Here is an 18,545-nt window from a genome sequence, read left to right as displayed (position 1 = left end):
CCTTTTTAGTTATATAATAATATTTTAAGCTTATAATATGGCACATATACTGGTATATTTTGGATTTTTATGCCATTAATATTTCCCAGTTATATAAAATTAGAAGTTTTTCTGCAAATAAAGTTATAAACAGGATAACAAGTATTCATGTTATCATATTTTAAACAAAAAAACCATAATATTGTGTTTTTTTTATATATATTTGTTATTATATATATAATAACAAGTTAAAATGTAAATGGAAAGTTTTAAAATTTTTATTTTGATGTATATGGAGATGAAATGTATGACTATAGAAAAGGTACAGTGTAGAAAATGCAAATATTATTATATTACATGGGATAAGAATTTTCCATATGGATGTAAATTATTCAAGGTAAAATCAAAACAAATGCCTTCCATTATTGTTTATCAATCTATTGGGAAAAAATGCGAAAATTGTTGTTATGATTTATAAAGTAAACTAATTTGTCCATATATATTAAGTATTTTTTCAAACTGTACGAGAATAGGGTTAAATAAGGTTTATTTACGGGGGGAGTTGTTTTTTATGTCTATAAAGAAAAAAATACCTTTTTTAATTGCAATAATAATTGTTGTTTTAATGGTTGTAACTACTGTTTTTATTAACAATAGGTCTAGCAATATAATAAAAAACAAAACTAATAGTGAAATACAACAAATATGTGATCGTTCAGCTGAAACTATAAGTTCAACAATTGAAAAAGAAAAGTTGGCAGTTAGAATTTATTCAGAAAAGAATGTAGTTAGAAATTTACTTAAAGTAAATAAGGATACTCCAAATAGTGAAGATTTTAATAAGCAGCAGCAGGATATGAATTTAGCACTACAAGATTATGTTAAAGAAACTAAAAATCTTGAGCACGTCTTTATAGTGGATACTAAAGGAAATATAGTTGCAGATAGTGACAAAGATTATCTTGGAAAAAATGTAAATGATAGGTCTTATAATAAGCCAAGCTTAGAAGGTAAAAATTCAATAAGTGAAGTAATTATGTCAAAAGTAACTAACAATCCTATAGTGGTTTTTACTAATCCAGTTAAATTAAATAATGAAATTTTAGGATATGTAGGTACAGCTGTGTATGGCAGCAGTTTTTCAAAATATTTAACTAATGCTAAAGCAAGTGAATTTTCATCTGGCTATGCATTTTTAATGGATTACAAAGGAAATATGATTTATCATCCTACTAAAGAAAAAATAGGAAAGCCTACAGAAACTTCTGAAATAAAAGCTATAACTGATAGACTAAATAAAGGGGAAACTGTAAAAGGAAGTATACTTAATTACAATTTTAAAAATGTGGATAAAATATCAGGATATCAGATTATACCTGAAACAAATTGGGTTATAGTAACAACTAGTGATAAATCGGAAGTATTAAAGGATATTAAAAGTATGACTAATATTATAATCATTATATCTATTTTGCTTTCAATTATAGCTATAGGAATAGGTTATGGATTTTCATTAAGGATTACTAAGCCTATTGGTGAAATTGTTAATCTCATAGATAAAACAGCTAATTTAGATTTAGAGAATGTTGAGAATTTTGATAGGTTGTATAATTATAATGATGAAGTAGGAATGATGGCTCGTTCTATGGGAAACATGAGAAAAGTACTAAGGGAAATGGTTGGAGATATAACATCAGCTTCAGCTGCAATAAGTTCAAATGCAGAGTTAGTTGATAAGCTGACCATTGAGTTAAAGAGTTATGCTGAAAAAACAGCAGAGGAAAGTGAAAATCTTTCAGCAGGTATGGAGGAAAATGCAGCTACAGTAGAAGAAGTTTCAGCTTCTTCAGATGAAATGGGAAATGCAGTAAATTCTATGGCTGAAAAAGCTTCAGGTGGTTCTGCTAATGCCAATGATATTGCTGGAAGAGCTGAAAAATTAAAGAATGTTGCATTTGAGTCTGACAAAAAGGCTAATGAAATATATATGTCAGTAAAAAATGATTTGGAAAAAGCTATTGAAAATTCTAAGTCTATTGAAAAGATAAATTTATTGTCTGCTGACATACTTGACATTACTGAACAAACAAATTTATTGGCTCTTAATGCTTCTATAGAGGCAGCTAGAGCAGGTGAATCAGGAAAGGGATTTGCTGTAGTGGCGGATGAGGTTGGTAAACTAGCAGAAGAATCTGCAGCAACAGCTAGTAACATCCAAAATGTAGTTGGACAGGTTGTAGAAGCAGTACAAAATTTATCAGATAATTCATCAAAACTTCTTAAATTCATCAATGAAACTGTTTTAAAGGATTATAGTAATTTGGTGAAAACTGGAGAAGAATATAATAATGATGCAGAAACAGTAAATAATTTCATGAGTGATTTTAGCGCTGTGGCAGAAGAATTAAGTTCATCTATTGCAGGTATAACTACTGCCATAGGGGAAGTAGCTAATACTGTAAGTGATGGTGCTAGGGGAGTTACAGAAATAGCTAGCAAAGCTGCTAGTATAGATGAAAAGCTTGGCAATATAAAATCTACTTCTGATAATAATAAGCAAAGTGCTGATAAATTGCAGCAAATTATATCTAAATTTAAGATTTAACTTTAAAATTAATTGGTTTTTAGTTAGTTAAAAATTTATTAAATAAAAGCTGTGAAAGTAAGATATCAATATTACTTTCACAGCTTTTTAGATTAAAATTAAATTTGTATTACAATAAACTCAAAGCCAGTTTTTTTAATGACTCTATTTTACTTTCGTATTCAACACAAGTTATTTCATAAGTATCTTTTACCTTTTTAAAATAATCTAGAAAATCCTGCTGCTTATCTTTGCTTATGTTAAATTCACAAGCTAGCTTGTTTAAAAATTCTATTTCTTTAGAATCATAGGATCCATCTGATATAGCAAGACCAACTAATTCAAAATATATTATGTTCTTAATTCTGTCTGTGGAAGTTTTTAATTCGCTTACAGCTTCTTGAAAAGATAAACTTTTTATATTTTCATTAGTCAATGAAAGCTCATCCATATAATCATCTATTAAGTTTTTTTCATTTTCAGCAAAAACTTCATCCACGTTAGCTAGAAGTTGAACCAAGTTAACAAATACAACAGATTCTTTCTTATTAAGTTCCTCTAAAAACATGTGAATACCCCCTCTATAAAATAATGGCTACTAATTCAATATTACAATATAATGGATAAATTGTGAATACAAACTTTATAAAATAAATGTTCATAAGGAGTTAAAACTCCTTATGAATTATTTTACTTGATATTTTTTTAATTCTTCGTCTAAATTTACTTCATTTAATTTTTCAAATTCCTTATCCAATGAATTATCTTCTCTTAAATCATTTAATCCTTCTGCCAAAGCTTCTTTTTTCTCAATTTTTCTTTCTATATCATCTAAATTTATTTTATTACTTCCAGTATCTACATTTGATAAAATTTCATTAACCTTTTTACTAGCTTCTGCATTGTTATATCTTGCAGCTGCCTCATCTCTATAAGTTCTAGTCTTTTGAATTTCCTCTTCTAGTTCCCTTAACTTTTTCTTAATAGCTTCACCTTTTTTAAAGGCATCTTCATAACTCAATTTTAATGAATCATAAGATTTATCAGCCTCAATTTTTTTTGCTAAGGCTTTTTTAGCTAATTCTTCATTACCTTTGCTCATGGCAAGTTTTACTTTTTCATCAAATTCCTCAGAAGTTTTCTTAGCAGTATCCATTTTTTTTTCTATTTCATGAACGTTTCCTAAAATTTGTGCAGATGAAATTTTAGCTTTGTTTAAACTTTCATCCATATCTCTTAATTTTTGGTCTAAAAGTTCAATTGGATTTTCCATCTCATCTAATGCACCATTAACCTTTGCTCTAAACATGTTGTTGATCTTTTTTAATATTCCCATAACAATTCCTCCTAAATTATATTTCAAATAATTTTTTAATTACTAATTAAAATCTATGAACTGATTATATAGTTATTTATAACGCTTAACAAATTTTAAAATACGCCTTTTGAGGTGAAAACAAACCTTATATTGACGTTTAACTCATAATATCTTCAAAAATCTTAAAGTTTTGATGTTATACTAAAATTAAAGAAGACATTAGTAGAGTATAATATTTATTAGTTTTATAACCATAATAGTGACAAAATAAGTAGAACAATATGATATACTGACATTATTAAAAAAATATGTTTGAAGTGTAACTTTTTATACAGTAGTATTGTCTAATTTATATGGCCTGTATATTATCCAATTAAAGAGGTGAAAAGATGAATGATATTGATACAGTGATTAAAGCTCAAGAGGGGGATGATATAGCTTTTGGTGAATTAATAAAGTGTCATAAAGAAAATCTTTATAAAATAGCCTTTGCTTATTTAAAAAATGAAGAAGAAGCTTTAGATATTGTAAGCGATACCATATATAAAGTCTATATGGATATAAATAAATTGAAAAATCCAAAGTTTTTTAAAACTTGGATTACAAGAATATTAATAAACAATTCTATAAATAGATTAAAGAAAAATAAGAGAGTCATTTTAGTTGATGAGTATGAAAAAATTGATAATTTTAATCTTAGTAATTTAGATTTAGAAACGGATATACCTAAATGTATAGATCTTTATAATGCTATTGATAGTTTAAATATAAAATCAAAAACTATAATTATTTTAAAGTATTTTCAAGATATGACTATTTCCGAAATATCTAATATGCTTGAAATTCCTGAAGGAACTGTAAAAGTTTATATACATAGAGCTTTAAAAAAATTAAGAATTCAGCTGAGGGAGGAGTTTATTTAGATGGACTTTAAACCTAAAAATGGCTTTGAGAAAATAAAAGTTTCAGAAAAGCTTGATGATGTAGTAGAAAAAGCTATTAAAAAAGCGAAAAAAGATAAGAAGAAAAATATAATCAAAACAAAATTAATTAAATATACATTGGCAGCAGCATCGATATCTGTTATATTTATGACTAGCGTTAAATTTATACCGGTTTTTGCTGAGGCTATAAATAATGTAACTATTGGACAACCAATAACTCGTGAACTTCAGTGTTATTATGATAAGAATATAGGAAATGCGGTAAAAGAAGGAGCATCTCAATGTATAGATGAATCGAAAATAAATAAAAATATAAAAGTCACTATAAATAATATAGTTGGTGATGATAAAAATTTGTTTATATTCTATACTTTAAATGGCAAAATGGCTAAAGAAGGACTTAAAAATCTTTTTTTACAAAATTTTAAGATAACTGATAATGATGATAATGTACTTTTGGATAGTACCTCTAATTATTATTCTAAGCTTCCAGCTAAGCTAGATCATGAGGATGGAGATTATTTATTGACATATAATAAGGAATATAGTTGTGTAGTTGCTTCACTTGGTAATAGTTTTAAAAATTATTCGAAAAATGGAGAAAGCTATGGCTGCATAGAACTGTCAAGTGTTAATGGAAGTAAGATACCAAATGAATTGAATTTAAAGTTTTTAAGTTTAACTGAGGCTTATAAGATGAGTTATTCAAAAAATAAGTATGAAAAATTTCTTTCAGATTTCAAAAGAGAGCCAATAAGCATAGCTGGTGAGTGGAAGTTTGACATAAATGCTTATCAGAGTTTAAAATATAAAAAGCCTGAAGTATATAACAATATTAAATTCAGGGAAAATCATACGGATTTTAATATAAAAGCTTTAAAAATATATCCTACACATACTGAAATGAGAATAGAGTTGGGAAAGAACACCATAAATTCAGCACAATGTTATTCCATAGGACGTCAAATCATGAAAAATGATAAAACAGATAATAGCAAATTACCTTATTTAATTGATGAGAAAGGTAATAAGTATTTATTTGCAGATAATGATTTAGAAGAAATGGATTCTGACAACTGTTTAAATATGAATTTTCAAAGTTCTTATTTTAGAGATTCAAAGGAACTTTATTTAGTAATAAATCAGCTTAATTATGATAATGATTCACAACAATTTTCGAAAGATATAGAAAGCACAAAGATAAAAATAAAGTAGGAAATGAGGAATATTTTAATGGCAAAACATGAACGTAAACGTAAGAATAATGAGCATAAACATAAAAATAATGAACATAAACATAAATTTTCATTTAAAAAGGCTATAGCGTTTATTCTCTACATAAGTTTTTTCATAGCAATTACTTCACCATTTTATGTATTATATGGACCATTTCAAAATGTAAAAAAGACTTTAGTGGGAATGGTCTGGGGTTCAAGACATAGATATTTGGTGGAGATGTTTTTATCAAAGGATAAAATTGAGTCACTGGTTGGCAATACAAAAAGTACTGAAACAAAGGCTAATGAAGATATTGAAAAAATTAACATACAGCATAAAAATGATAATGAGATAATTAAATATGAAATAAATGATAAAAAGTTTGATGGATATCTTTTAGAGATAAAGGATCCTACTAGAATAAAGATTGCATATACTAAATATTCAGATAGAGGACAAAAAACTAGTGAAATGGCCAAAGAGAGAAATGCTGTTGCTGCTATTAATGGTGGTTCTTTTGTTGACAAAAATTATGCTGGAGTTGGTTCAACCCCAGGAGGTTTTGTTATTTCTAATGGACAAGTTATATACAAGGACTGTGATGAGGATACCCCAGCAAATGTAATAGCTTTCACAAAAGAAGGAAAGTTAATAGTAGGTGATCATAGTATAAATGAACTTAAGGCACGTAATGTAACTGAGGCGGTATGTTTCTTAGCTCCTACACTTATCATAGATGGTCAAAAGCAAATAGATGATCCTCAATGTGATGGTGCTAATCCAAGAACTGCAGTAGGTCAAAAAGCTGATGGTACAGTATTGTTTTTAGTTACAGATGGTAGAAAAAATCTAGTAAAGTTAGGGGCAAGCCTTTACGATTTACAAAAGATATTATATGATCATGGTGCAATTAATGCAGGAAGATTAGATGGTGGATATTCAAGTACAATGTACTATGAAGGCGAAGTTATCAATAGTCCAAATGAATGGGATGGGGAAAGAACAGTTCCTACAGCTTTATATGTGGAACCAGAAAAATAATAAATTAAGAGAAGTATTATTTGAAATATGTGTTAAATAATTTTACTGTATATTAAATATATAGTTATATGATTGTATAGGAGTTGTAGTGTTATGAATTTGTTAAAAAAACTGTTGATTTGGAGCATAATCGCAGCATTAATTGAGTCAGGGATGTTTTTTTATTTAGATAAAGCTTATTCTAGAACCTCCTCGGACTATAAAGAAGTAAAAAGTACTACAAAATCAGAGAAAAAAACGTATAATGAAGTTAAAGTTCCTGAAAATGCAGAAAATGTTCAAGTTTCATTTGATGGAAAATATATATCATATTGTGAAAATAAAGAGTTAAAAATAGTTAATACTCAGGATGAAAAAGTTCAAAGTGTAGAGACTAAGGATAATGCAACTATTTCTTATTTTAAATGGATGCCAGATAGCAATTGGATCTTAATTTGTGAGAAGGATAGTAGAGATAGAATAAATTTTTACAATTATAATCCTAGTAAGAATAGCAAAAACCAATTAACTGATCATGATATGAAACCACTTATTATTGAACTAGATAGTAAAAATGATAAAATAGAAAATATTGCTTTGTCTACAGCCAGTCATGTAATGTATACAAAAATTTTGCATAAGAATGGTAAGAGCGATATTTATAGAAGTAATGTTATGAATCAGATTGAAAAAATTAAAACTCCAAATAATGAAATAGGTAATATTTCAATATTAAATCTTGCTTCTGATTTAGTTTATGAAGATAAAGAAGAAGAAGAAATTAAAAATGTAACTCAAACTGTGATTAAAAATAAAAAAGGTGATGAGAAAACATCAACTAATATCTCTAGTATAGATTTTCAGGGTAACAGTAAGAAGGTTTTACTAGGTACTGATACTCAAGATAAAATATATGTAGGAATTTCAGAAGGCGGTAAAATAAGCAGTATATTGTTTGGAGATTTGAAAAACTCTGCATCTGAGTGGGGAAATTTAAAGTTATTAGAGGCAGCAGATAAAAATAATATAGTTATAACTAATAGTGGTAATATATACGTAAAAAATCAATCAAAAAATTCTGTTAAAAATGCATCAACTAATGCAGAAACACAATATACTGGAAACTTTATAGAAATACGAGATAAATATATATATTCACTTTCTAATAGTAAAGTAATTAGAACTGCACTTAAATAGCAATCTATGAAAAAACACTATCAACTTTATTGAATTCAATAAGGATGATAGTGTTTTTTATATGTTTATCCGAAAATGCTTTATTTTTTAATTTATAAGTTTTGTTTTTATAGTTGTCCAATAATCCGTATTTTCTAAACCTAATCTCCAAATTGCAATACCTAAAATATTGCTGCTATTTACTAAATCTAATTTGTATGAAAGGCTTGTACTATTTTCGAACCATACAGTATGTTGTATACCACTAGCGTCTGTGTACTTAAAATAAGGACTTTGTGAGACTGAATCCCACAGTATTTGCGCACCATAAGTTGAAGCTAGATTATAAACTCCATTAATACTATATGCTTTAGTTCCATTTGATGACCAATCGTATCCATAAGCTGCACAACCAAGTAGAACTTTATTTGCAGGAATTACTGTAACTGCGTAGTTTATAACATTTTTAACCCAATTTATTGAAGCAATTGCTCCTGGTGAGCCGCCTGGATAATGTTCATCGTATGCCATTAAAACCATCTGATCGGAATAATTTGCTATTTTAGCGTAATCAAAAGCTCCATTCCAGGAATCAGTAGTGCTGTCATAGGTTTTAGCTGGTACAGAAACTGTAACTGCAAAACCTTGTGGATGTAATGTGTTATAAAGCTCACTCATAAAAGTAGTGAAGTAACTTCTATCATAGTAGTAAACTCCTTCTAAGTCCACATTAACTCCTTTGTATGAATTAGCTTTCAAAGAGTTTAATATGTTGTTAATCAAGGTTTGTCTATTAGTTGAACTTTCTAATAAGGTTTTAGCTATGCTTCCATCAAATTTATTAGTTATCATGGCATAAGGTTTAATGCCATTACTATTAGCATAGGATATTTGACTTGATGGAACAATACCAGTAATATTTCCTAAACCATCTGTAGTAAATGTATCTGTTGCAATTTCATTTATTGTTGTGGAATTGCTTACCATAGAATTATAGGATGAGCTGTCACCAGAATAATAGTAAGTTGCAAAGCCTAAAACTATTTTACTAGAAGAAGGTACAACTACTTGACTAGTGGTAGCACTTACGTGAGTTGAATCAGCAGAAGTGCCATAAGAGTTATATGCTCTTACAAAATACCAGTACTTAGTTGAAGCACTTAATCCCGTATTTTTGTAAGTATTAGAAGTTAGTGTAGCTATTTGAGTATAATTAGAATCATAGGTTGTTGCTCTAAACAACTTATAGCCTGAAGCACCTGATACAGTATTCCAAGTTAAATTAATTTCAGAAGAAGTTACACTTGTTACTGTAAGACCAGTAGGTGCTGAAGGTGGTGGCTGCGATGAGCGAGGCTTTGCTAAAACAATGCTGAAATTAAAGATTGTTAAGAATAGGGCTAAGACTAGTGAAAGTACCTTTTTTTGTTTCATTTTCATATACCTCCATTGTTTTCTAATTTGTTATATTAATTTTATTATCGAAAAATATAAAATTAAATTAAACGGTAATGTTTACCAAAGGAAACTTCTGGAGGTCAAAGGAATTTTAAGGCCTTTAGGAAAAATAATAATAAACAAAGAGAAGGATCATCAATTTAGTATATCTACTACATTGATGATCCTTCAACTTTTTAACTGAAATTCATATTTAAAATTTCAGTGAATCAATAAAGAATATAACAATCTACCTTGCACAATTATAGATAGTTTATCACCTTATTATGATGTTGCCACCATAATAAAGCAAATCACAACCTGTAATCATGGTTCGTTCAACCAAACAGAATACTTACTCAACCCTATACAACCTTTCGGCTGTATAGGATCGAAAGGAATAAAGTAAAATTTACAAACTATAGTTAACACCATAATAATGTTATTTTATTTAATCCATCGGCACCCTGAGTGATCTTAACTCGACCTTATAAAATAAATTGGAATCTCATTATAATCAATTGATCGATGTCGACTATAATAAAACTTTTCTTCACCCTATAAAATCTTCCCTCTGACTATATAACAGCCATTTTGACCATTATATAATCGTTGGTCGACCTATATACACCCAGTTTAATGAGCATATATAAGTCTTCGCTCAACTGTTATGTCCCTTATGCTATTAATATGTGCAATTTTCTTTGAAAAATACAAGGAAAAAAGAGGAAATTTCTTAAAATTAAATGTAAAAATTATTTTAAAGATATAGTGATTTTATGATTCTTTTTAGAAGCTTGTGTTATAATACAATACGGACAAACGGTTAAATCAGGCAGGGGGAAATAGACTTGAAAAATACTAGATTAAAGGAATTAGATATTTTAAGAGCTTTTGCTTTTATTTTTGTAGTAGAACAACATACTATGGGTGGGTATTTTAATATAAAGGGTATCAGTTATTTTTACTATGAAATATTTAAATTTATGTATACTTTAGCAAAGCCAGCAGTGGCAGCTTTTATTTGCATTAGTGGAATAGTAATTTCTTATTCATCTTTAAAAAAATTTGTAGTAAAAAAATATTATATAAAAAAAGCAGTATACATATTTATACCATATGTATTATGGTCAATTGTATATATGCATTATTTTAAAAAGAATATTAATATTCCTGATTTATGTATGCAAGTATTATCAGGAGACGCTGGTTATCATTTATGGTATATGGGAATGATAGTAAGGTTATTTATATACCTACCGATAATTTTATGGATTTTAAAAAAAATACATGTTCAAAGTTTTATCTTAAGGATATCTGTTTTTATTACTATAGCTTTATCTTATTATGAAGTGTCAAAATATCAAAATGTAATTTCGGATAAAGTAATACATTTTATATTCAATAATCCCACAGCAGTTCAAATGAAAATTATAAATATATCACCTTTTTTCTGGTTTTTATATTTTATAATGGGAATATATATAGCATTGAATTATGAAATTTTTAAAAGAACAGTTTTAAAGTTTAAAGGTTTAATAATTGTAACATACATAGGTCTATTTACATATGCATATTTAAATGAGATGAATATGGTACCATTTGTAAGAGCAATATATTTGCTTTATTTTGTTTTTTCTATTTTAGCTTGGTATATAATTTCTGTAATTCTATCTAATAGAGCTGTAACATATAGCATATTTAATTTCTTTGGAAAATATTCCTTTGGAAGCTATTTATCTCATGTTTTATTGATTCAATCAATCTTAAAGATAATAATGTTTAAATATCGAATAAGAGATTGGTTAGCTGTAGGAACAGTTTTATGGATTTCATCTTGTATAGTAAATACTATTTTAATTAAAGCTATTAGTCATATTCCTTATGGGTACCTTATAACAGGCAGCAAGCAAAAATCCTATATAGAAATGATTAAAAGTATAAATATTAAAAGAGTAGTTCAAACTGTTAAAAGTAGTTTTTAGGATTTAGAGTTCGGGTAGTATCTACTAATATTTAAAAGTGAATTAAAAACTAAATATAAAAAAAGGTTATTTTAATAGTATATTTACCATTAAGATGACCTTTTCTATTTTTAATTTGTATAAATTATCGTGATAAATATCCATTATATTCACTTGTATGAAGAAGCTTTCTGGCATTTTCTATTCTCCCCTTAGTAGGAGGTTCAACACCCTTTAAAGGATAATCAATACCAAGCTGTTCCCATTTGAAAGTTCCAAGAATATGATATGGAAGCACTTCGACACGATCTACATTTTTCAAAGTCTTGATAAATTCATCAAGTTTTGTAAGTTGATCATCATTATCACTCCCACCTGGTACAAGTACATGACGAATCCATACAGGTTTATTAATTTCTGATAAGTATCTTGCCATATCAAGAATATTTGAATTACTCCATCCTGTGAGTATTTTATGCTCAGCTTCATCTATCTGTTTAATATCCAACATTACAAGATCTGTTACTTTCATAAGTTCATTAAATTTACCAAAAAAAGGTTGCTCTCTTGTAAATGGATTTCCAGATGTATCAAGTGTGACATGAACGCCTTTTGCTTTAGCTTTTGTAAAGAATTTAATTAGAAAATCAATTTGAAGAAGGGGCTCACCACCACTTACGGTGATTCCGCCTCCCTTTTTCCAATAAGTTTTGTATTTAAGAGCTTGAGATAAAAGTTCATCTACAGTTTTTGTTTCAGCACCATCCATATCCCATGTATCTGGGTTATGACAAAACTGACATCTCATATGACAACCCTTTAAAAAAATAACAAAACGAATTCCTGGTCCATCAACAGATCCAAAACTCTCTATTGAATGAATTTTCCCAAGGTTTTTATCTAAATTACATTCTTTCATGGCATGTTCTGGAGATAACATCAAGTTGTTGTTCTCTTGTTAAATCTATAAACTTAACTGCGTAACCTGATACACGGATAGTAAAGTTAGCATATTCTTCTTTTTCAGGATGTTCCATAGCATCTTTTAATTTTTCAATACCAAATACATTAACATTTAAGTGATGTGGTCCTTGATCAAAGTAACCATCTAATACTTGTACAAGTTTATCAACTTGTTCATCTTCATCATGTCCTAATGCAGTTGGGTTAATTGTTTGTGTATTTGAAATACCATCTAACGCCCATTCATAAGGAAGCTTAGCTACAGAGTTTAATGAAGCAAGTAATCCATTCTTTTCTGCTCCATAAGATGGGCTAGCTCCTGGTGCAAGTGGAGTCCAAGCTTCACGTCCATCGGGCATATTACCTGTATACTTACCATATACTACATTTGATGTAATAGTAAGGATTGATGTAGTTGGTTCAGAATTTCTGTATGTGTGTCTCTTCTTGATCTTATCAAGGAATGACTTAAGAACATATATGCCAATTTCATCAGCTCTCTCGTCATCATTACCGTATCTTGGAAAATCTCCTTCAATTTCGTAATCTGTAACAATACCAGCTTCATTACGAATTGTTTTTACTTTTGCATACTTAATTGCAGAAAGTGAATCAATTACGTGGGAGAAACCTGCAATACCTGTTGCAAATGTACGTCTTACATCTGTATCAATAAGAGCCATTTCTGCTGCTTCATAATAGTATTTATCATGCATATATTGAATAAGATTTAATATATTTACATAAAGGCCAGCTAACCAGTCACTCATTTTTTCATATTTTTGAATTACTTCATCATAATTAAGGTATTCTGATATAATTCCTTTGTATTCAGGTCCAACTTGTTTACCTGATTTTTCATCAACACCACCATTTATTGCATAAAGTAGGCATTTAGCAAGGTTCGCTCTAGCTCCAAAGAACTGCATTTCCTTACCAGTTTGAGTAGCAGATACACAACAGCATATTGAATAATCATCGCCCCATTCTGGCTTCATGACATCATCATTTTCATATTGTATAGAACTTGTCTTTACTGAAATCTTTGCTGCATACTTCTTGAAGTTTTCAGGAAGGGCAGAAGAGTAAAATACAGTAAGGTTTGGTTCTGGTGAAGGTCCCATGTTTTCTAATGTGTGGAGAAAACGATAATCATTCTTTGTTACCATGTGACGTCCATCAACACCTATACCACCTAATCCAATAGTAACCCATGAAGGATCTCCTGAGAATAATTCATTGTAAGAAGTTATTCTTGCAAATTTAACCATTCTGCATTTCATTGTTAAATGGTCAATTAATTCTTGAGCTTCTTCTTCGGTAAGAACTCCATTATCAATATCTCTTTGGATATAGATATCAAGAAAAGTAGACACACGTCCTATTGACATAGCCGCACCATTTTGTGTCTTTATTGCTGCAAGGTATCCAAAGTATAACCATTGAATTGCTTCTTTAGCATTCTTTGCTGGTTTTGAAATATCACAGCCATAGCTTTCAGCCATTTTTTTCATATCGGCAAGTGCTCTGTGTTGTTCTGTAATTTCTTCTCTTAGACGGATAACTTCATCTGTCATAGTTCCATCACCGCAGTTAGCAAGGTCTTTTGCTTTTTCTTCCATAAGATAATCAATACCATAAAGCGCAACTCTTCTGTAATCACCTACGATACGTCCGCGTCCATAAGTATCAGGAAGTCCTGTAATGATATGGCTGCTGCGAGCTTTTCTCATTTCTGGTGTATAAGCATCGAATACTCCTTGATTATGTGTCTTATGGTATTCAGTAAATACCTTATGTAATTCTGGATTTGGTTTATATCCGTAGTTTTCACAAGATTGTTCAGCCATTTTAATACCACCGTACGGCATGAAAGCTCTCTTAAGTGGCTTGTCTGTTTGAAGACCTACAACTTTTTCAAGATTTTTTAAAGATTCATCAATATATCCAGGACCATAAGCTGTAAGTCCAGAAACAACTTCTGTTTCCATATCAAGGACTCCACCTTTAGCTCTTTCTTCTTTTTGCAATTCTTGTAACCTGCCCCAAAGTTTATTCGTAGCATCTGTTGGATCTGCTAAGAAACTTGTATCACCATCATATGGTGTATAGTTTTTTTGAATGAAGTCTCTAACATTGATTTCTTCTCTCCATATTCTTCCTTCAAAACCAGTCCATTGTTCATTTTCTAACATGTCAATTCCTCCTTGTACATTGTGCATACATTTTACAATATATACACCTCCTGTTTCTTTAATAGTTTACTTTATACATAAAATAAGTATGTTGCGCTTGCAACATATTCATAAGATGTTAAAATAGAAATCAAGTGATTCTTAGACTCAGGTGGAGTTTGCTTGTGAGGAATACCTCTTACCGGAGCAGAGCTCATAAAATGCCATTTAGGCATTTAGTTCCTGAGCAAAAGCTCGTTAAATGTCATTTAGACATTTAACCCATCTGAGTCTTAGAAGAACTTATCCAGGCGCGTAGCAGTGCTTATCCCCCAGTTAAGTAGAGAGCCAAAATCTATGATTTTGTGCGAATCACTTACTCCTTCGACAATAGGAGAAGGAGTTTCATATAAAGAAACTGGGGTATTAGCAATGGTAGCGATCGGATAAACGCTTTTGAGTAGAATAAATTTCGGAGGTTCTTAATTATGCAAAATTTGTGCAAAGAATATATTGAAGATTTACAGTCCATGTATTTGTTCCATGGCATAGATGATAAAGAAATGGAGTCAATGCTGAATTGTCTTAGAGCATATATAAAAGAATATAAAAAGGATCAATGTGTTATTCTATGTGAAGATAATGTAGATTTTGTAGGAATTATATTATCAGGAAAAGTTCATATGATTCGAGAAGATTTATGGGGCAATAGAACGTTATTGGTATCTATGGGAAAAGGAGAACTATTCGGCGAGAGTTTTTCTTGTGGAGCCGTTAAAAATGCAACAGTATCATTTTGGACTTCTATTGACTCAAAAATTTTGTATTTGTCATTTAGTCAAATTATGAATTCCTGCTCTATGGCATGCAAATTTCATCATAGATTAATCGAAAATATGGTAACGCTAATTGCAAAAAAAAATGTAATGTTAATGGATAAGGTAGATATATTATCAAAGAAGACGCTGCGCGAAAAAATCTCAACCTACTTGTTACAAGAGGCAGGGAAACAGAATAATCCTTATTTTGATATTACTTTAGGTCGTGTACAATTAGCAGAATACCTTTGTGCAAATCGAAGCGCATTGACAAGAGAGTTAAACACGATGCGTAATGAAGGATTGATTGAATATGATAAGAATTCGTTTCATATTTTAAAAAGTTTGGAATAAAAATATGGCAGTATCTTTACTTTTATGTGTAATAAGTTTAATCATTGGAATCTTGTAAGTATGAGTTTAAAAAATTAATAGCATTTTTAATGTCAGTTTCATTTGGATGATTTTGGGACTCTATATGTCTTGCATATCCATCATCATCCAGATGATGCGGGTGATCAACAGGAAGTTTTCTTCGATATTCTGTGCTAGATGGGAATACAGCTCCCTGGCTTAGAAAAACATCTATACACAAGTTTCCATCATTGATATATTCGGTAATATTTTTTTTTATTTTATAACCATAATCAGAATCTGGATAATGACCACATGTACCAATAGCAAGGAAAGGTATATTTTTGTATTGAGCTAATAGTTTTTTACTGTCGTCATCTAAAGAGGCTCTTCTGCACCAAAAGCAAAGAATGTAAAATTGTGCATTAGTAAGAGTTTGCATTATCATACAAGAATCCTGCATGACCACGGAATAATCTTTCTGTTCTAAATCTCTTTTTATAGCATCAGCAATTTTCTGAGTATTTCCACTTAGAGAAGATACAAATATAGCAATATCTTTCATAATTAATGTCTCCTTTTTTAATCAATGTTCATATTTATTTTATAAAAAAAAACTACCTATAACGTTGCATACGCAACATGACAAGTGATTTTTTTATTATATGATAAAGAAAAGGGAGGGGGATTGTGATGGTTTATCAAATAACAGAAAATATATTTGCAATAGGAAAGACTATTATTAAGCCAGATAAACAGTTTTCATTTATGGCGTATTTGATTAAGGGGAAGGTGAATGTGTTAGTTGACACATTACCATTACGTTCTGCAGAATTGCTGTGTCAAGAAGTAAAAAAATTGTTAAAAAATGAAAGACTAGATTTTTTGATTCTGAATCATTCAGAGGAAGATCACAGCGGAGCTCTTTTGGCTATTAAAAGAGAGTATCCAGAAATGGTGATCTATTGTACGAATGAGTGTCAGGAAAGAATTTCAGAACAGTTAGCAGAAATGGAGTGCCATATTGTGGCTTCAGGAGAAAAAGCTGTGATGGGGGATCATGTTTTTCGGTTTATTAAAACACCTGGATTACATTGGAATGATAACATGGTTACTTATTTTGAAAAAGAAGAAATTTTGTTTTCTAATGATTTATTTGGACAACTACTGGCAAGTGAACTTCCACTTGATAGTGGATACACTGAGGACGTTTTTATAAAGGCACTTGATGCTTATTATACAAGAGTGTTTTCAGAAGCAACTAGTGAACAGAAGAAAAATGCTATTTGTATTTTAAATTATTCAATTCGCATGATAGCACCTGGTCATGGAATTTTGATAGAAAAGATGTTACAACCTGCTTTGAATTTTTATCATAAAGCTCTGACAGTATAGAGAAAGAACCTATTGAGGATTTTATATGAATGAAATAAAGATAAAAAGAATCTATGAACAAACAGTTTTATCTGATGGATATCGTATATTAGTAGACCGTATCTGGCCGAGAGGATTAACAAAAGAAAAAGCAAAAATATACAGCTGGAAAAAGGAACTAGCACCATCAACAGAACTAAGACTCTGGTTTGGACACAATAGTGAAAGATTTCCAGAGTTTGTAGAGAAGTATGAAGAAGAACTGAGAGTGAACAGAGAATCATATTTGTTTAAAAATGAATGTGAAGAGTTATTACTGTCAGATAATATAACATTCGTGTTTGCAGCTAAATCTCTCAATGAAAATAATGCAGCTGTTTTAAAAAGATGGGTTTTAAGAAATATTAATAATATGTTGTTATAACAACAGAAATATTCTGTTTTCAGTATGAACAGACAGCAGGTTTTACTATATGTAGATGATGCGGTTCTTGAAAATCTTAAGAATCGTGATTTTGATCAGGCCTGATAATCGAGAATATGCTGAAAATGTTGAATAAATAAATAAGGATTTAACCAGTAGGAGGAATATATGAGCGCATTTTTAGGACCTATTCATACCTGGCTATATAAAAAAATAAAATTCCAGGATGAACTAATAAAAAGAATAAGGAATTTTGTGTCACAAAAAGGATATGACAATGAGCTGCTTTCACAGCTCGATCATAGATGTGGAACATTAGAAGAAGGAGAACTTGCAGATATTATTGATGAAAATAATATTCATGGATGGTTACAGGAAAAAATTACAGTTGTAGAAAACCGGCTTGCATTTCTTATTACAATTGTTACGGAGGGGCATCCAGAAAGAATTAAGGACATCAATTGTGCCGTATATAAATTTGGAAGAGAACATTCTGTAGGAAAAGGAATTTCTATAAAAGAGGCATATGGTTACTTAGACAATTTATTGCTGAATGGAATGCCGTGCGATAGAGTTAATGAGGTTACAAATGAAGATGAGAACAGCATTATCTGGAATCAAACAGTAGATATCCACAAGTCTTATTGGGATATGATTCATGGAAATGTTGATTATTATTATGCGATTAGAGAAAGCTTAATTGTAGGAATTATGGAAAACAGCGAAATTGTATATGATCAAATTGATGAGCAGACGTTTGAGCTTAGAAAAGAGGCATAGACGTAGAAGGCACAAGCA

The 18,545-nt window shown here is 29.8% G+C and carries 17 protein-coding genes; 11 read left to right on the top strand and 6 right to left on the bottom strand.

Annotated elements, in window-relative coordinates; all coding sequences use genetic code 11:
• Positions 1–286 precede the first annotated feature (286 nt).
• Positions 287–457, top strand: a complete 171-nt coding sequence (locus Ccar_RS13475; protein WP_007060860.1) for a hypothetical protein — start codon at positions 287–289, stop codon at positions 455–457.
• Positions 458–550: 93 nt separating this feature from the next.
• Positions 551–2,584, top strand: a complete 2,034-nt coding sequence (locus Ccar_RS13470; protein ID WP_007060861.1) for a methyl-accepting chemotaxis protein — start codon at positions 551–553, stop codon at positions 2,582–2,584.
• A gap of 109 nt (positions 2,585–2,693) precedes the next feature.
• Here the strand turns inward: Ccar_RS13470 and Ccar_RS13465 are convergent, their stop codons facing one another.
• Both Ccar_RS13465 and Ccar_RS13460 read right to left on the bottom strand, forming a co-directional pair.
• Positions 2,694–3,131, bottom strand: a complete 438-nt coding sequence (locus Ccar_RS13465; protein WP_007060862.1) for a hypothetical protein — start codon at positions 3,129–3,131, stop codon at positions 2,694–2,696.
• Positions 3,132–3,248: 117 nt separating this feature from the next.
• On the bottom strand, positions 3,249–3,899 hold the full coding sequence (locus Ccar_RS13460; protein ID WP_007064925.1) for a PspA/IM30 family protein: 651 nt from the start codon (positions 3,897–3,899) through the stop codon (positions 3,249–3,251).
• A 371-nt stretch (positions 3,900–4,270) separates the two neighbouring features.
• On the opposite strand from Ccar_RS13460, the gene Ccar_RS13455 reads away from it, so the two are divergent.
• From Ccar_RS13455 to Ccar_RS13440, 4 genes are all read left to right on the top strand, one after another.
• Positions 4,271–4,804, top strand: coding sequence for a sigma-70 family RNA polymerase sigma factor (locus tag Ccar_RS13455; RefSeq protein WP_007060864.1), 534 nt, complete (start codon positions 4,271–4,273; stop codon positions 4,802–4,804).
• Positions 4,805–6,040, top strand: coding sequence for a DUF4179 domain-containing protein (locus Ccar_RS13450; RefSeq protein ID WP_007064926.1), 1,236 nt, complete (start codon positions 4,805–4,807; stop codon positions 6,038–6,040).
• Between the two features lie 18 nt (positions 6,041–6,058).
• On the top strand, positions 6,059–7,084 hold the full coding sequence (locus Ccar_RS13445) for a phosphodiester glycosidase family protein (RefSeq protein WP_007060867.1): 1,026 nt from the start codon (positions 6,059–6,061) through the stop codon (positions 7,082–7,084).
• 93 nt (positions 7,085–7,177) lie between these two features.
• Positions 7,178–8,260 carry an eIF2A-related protein gene (locus Ccar_RS13440; RefSeq protein ID WP_007060868.1) on the top strand — a complete coding sequence of 361 codons (1,083 nt, stop codon included), beginning with the start codon at positions 7,178–7,180 and terminating at the stop codon, positions 8,258–8,260.
• Between the two features lie 87 nt (positions 8,261–8,347).
• On the opposite strand, the gene Ccar_RS13435 is transcribed toward Ccar_RS13440, so the two are convergent.
• A complete protein-coding gene (locus Ccar_RS13435) occupies positions 8,348–9,673 on the bottom strand; it encodes a glycosyl hydrolase family 18 protein (RefSeq protein ID WP_007060869.1) in 1,326 nt (441 codons plus the stop codon).
• Positions 9,674–10,527: 854 nt separating this feature from the next.
• On the opposite strand from Ccar_RS13435, the gene Ccar_RS13430 reads away from it, so the two are divergent.
• The gene (locus tag Ccar_RS13430) at positions 10,528–11,661 is read left to right on the top strand and encodes an acyltransferase (RefSeq protein ID WP_007060870.1); all 1,134 of its coding nucleotides are present in this window, start codon (positions 10,528–10,530) and stop codon (positions 11,659–11,661) included.
• Between the two features lie 124 nt (positions 11,662–11,785).
• Here Ccar_RS13430 and pflA read toward each other — a convergent pair whose 3' ends face one another.
• On the bottom strand, positions 11,786–12,580 hold the full coding sequence (pflA, locus tag Ccar_RS13425) for a pyruvate formate-lyase-activating protein (RefSeq protein ID WP_007060871.1): 795 nt from the start codon (positions 12,578–12,580) through the stop codon (positions 11,786–11,788).
• Positions 12,546–14,798: a formate C-acetyltransferase gene (gene pflB, locus Ccar_RS13420; protein ID WP_007064927.1), complete on the bottom strand. Its 2,253-nt coding sequence runs from the start codon at positions 14,796–14,798 to the stop codon at positions 12,546–12,548. The genes pflA and pflB overlap by 35 nt, the downstream gene beginning before the upstream one ends.
• A 467-nt stretch (positions 14,799–15,265) precedes the next feature.
• On the opposite strand from pflB, the gene Ccar_RS13415 reads away from it, so the two are divergent.
• Positions 15,266–15,949 (top strand): Crp/Fnr family transcriptional regulator, encoded by a 684-nt coding sequence (locus Ccar_RS13415; protein WP_007060875.1) that lies wholly within the window; start codon positions 15,266–15,268, stop codon positions 15,947–15,949.
• A 37-nt stretch (positions 15,950–15,986) separates the two neighbouring features.
• Here Ccar_RS13415 and Ccar_RS13410 read toward each other — a convergent pair whose 3' ends face one another.
• Positions 15,987–16,514 carry a flavodoxin family protein gene (locus tag Ccar_RS13410; protein ID WP_007060876.1) on the bottom strand — a complete coding sequence of 176 codons (528 nt, stop codon included), beginning with the start codon at positions 16,512–16,514 and terminating at the stop codon, positions 15,987–15,989.
• A 128-nt stretch (positions 16,515–16,642) separates the two neighbouring features.
• On the opposite strand from Ccar_RS13410, the gene Ccar_RS13405 reads away from it, so the two are divergent.
• The 3 genes from Ccar_RS13405 to Ccar_RS13395 all read left to right on the top strand — a co-directional run bounded on the left by Ccar_RS13405 (position 16,643) and on the right by Ccar_RS13395 (position 18,527).
• Complete coding sequence (locus tag Ccar_RS13405) at positions 16,643–17,344, top strand: FprA family A-type flavoprotein (RefSeq protein ID WP_007060877.1); 702 nt, start codon at positions 16,643–16,645, stop codon at positions 17,342–17,344.
• Positions 17,345–17,369: 25 nt separating this feature from the next.
• Positions 17,370–17,747, top strand: a complete 378-nt coding sequence (locus Ccar_RS13400) for a DUF488 domain-containing protein (protein ID WP_007060878.1) — start codon at positions 17,370–17,372, stop codon at positions 17,745–17,747.
• A gap of 168 nt (positions 17,748–17,915) precedes the next feature.
• Positions 17,916–18,527 (top strand): hypothetical protein, encoded by a 612-nt coding sequence (locus tag Ccar_RS13395; RefSeq protein ID WP_007060879.1) that lies wholly within the window; start codon positions 17,916–17,918, stop codon positions 18,525–18,527.
• Positions 18,528–18,545: the final 18 nt, after the last annotated feature.

Origin of the sequence: Clostridium carboxidivorans P7, assembly GCF_001038625.1 — a bacterium.
In the GTDB taxonomy this organism is placed as follows: Bacteria; Bacillota; Clostridia; order Clostridiales; family Clostridiaceae; genus Clostridium_AM; species Clostridium_AM carboxidivorans.
Note: the sequence above shows the minus strand (reverse complement) of the source record. Positions and strands in the feature narration are given on the sequence as shown.

Coding starts and splice junctions, on each gene's coding strand:
- Ccar_RS13475 (WP_007060860.1), top strand. CDS start 287: ATGACTATAGAAAAGGTACAGTGTAGAAAATGCAAATATTATTATATT.
- Ccar_RS13470 (WP_007060861.1), top strand. CDS start 551: ATGTCTATAAAGAAAAAAATACCTTTTTTAATTGCAATAATAATTGTT.
- Ccar_RS13465 (WP_007060862.1), bottom strand. CDS start 3,131: ATGTTTTTAGAGGAACTTAATAAGAAAGAATCTGTTGTATTTGTTAAC.
- Ccar_RS13460 (WP_007064925.1), bottom strand. CDS start 3,899: ATGGGAATATTAAAAAAGATCAACAACATGTTTAGAGCAAAGGTTAAT.
- Ccar_RS13455 (WP_007060864.1), top strand. CDS start 4,271: ATGAATGATATTGATACAGTGATTAAAGCTCAAGAGGGGGATGATATA.
- Ccar_RS13450 (WP_007064926.1), top strand. CDS start 4,805: ATGGACTTTAAACCTAAAAATGGCTTTGAGAAAATAAAAGTTTCAGAA.
- Ccar_RS13445 (WP_007060867.1), top strand. CDS start 6,059: ATGGCAAAACATGAACGTAAACGTAAGAATAATGAGCATAAACATAAA.
- Ccar_RS13440 (WP_007060868.1), top strand. CDS start 7,178: ATGAATTTGTTAAAAAAACTGTTGATTTGGAGCATAATCGCAGCATTA.
- Ccar_RS13435 (WP_007060869.1), bottom strand. CDS start 9,673: ATGAAACAAAAAAAGGTACTTTCACTAGTCTTAGCCCTATTCTTAACA.
- pflA (WP_007060871.1), bottom strand. CDS start 12,580: ATGTTATCTCCAGAACATGCCATGAAAGAATGTAATTTAGATAAAAAC.
- pflB (WP_007064927.1), bottom strand. CDS start 14,798: ATGTTAGAAAATGAACAATGGACTGGTTTTGAAGGAAGAATATGGAGA.
- Ccar_RS13415 (WP_007060875.1), top strand. CDS start 15,266: ATGCAAAATTTGTGCAAAGAATATATTGAAGATTTACAGTCCATGTAT.
- Ccar_RS13410 (WP_007060876.1), bottom strand. CDS start 16,514: ATGAAAGATATTGCTATATTTGTATCTTCTCTAAGTGGAAATACTCAG.
- Ccar_RS13405 (WP_007060877.1), top strand. CDS start 16,643: ATGGTTTATCAAATAACAGAAAATATATTTGCAATAGGAAAGACTATT.
- Ccar_RS13400 (WP_007060878.1), top strand. CDS start 17,370: ATGAATGAAATAAAGATAAAAAGAATCTATGAACAAACAGTTTTATCT.
- Ccar_RS13395 (WP_007060879.1), top strand. CDS start 17,916: ATGAGCGCATTTTTAGGACCTATTCATACCTGGCTATATAAAAAAATA.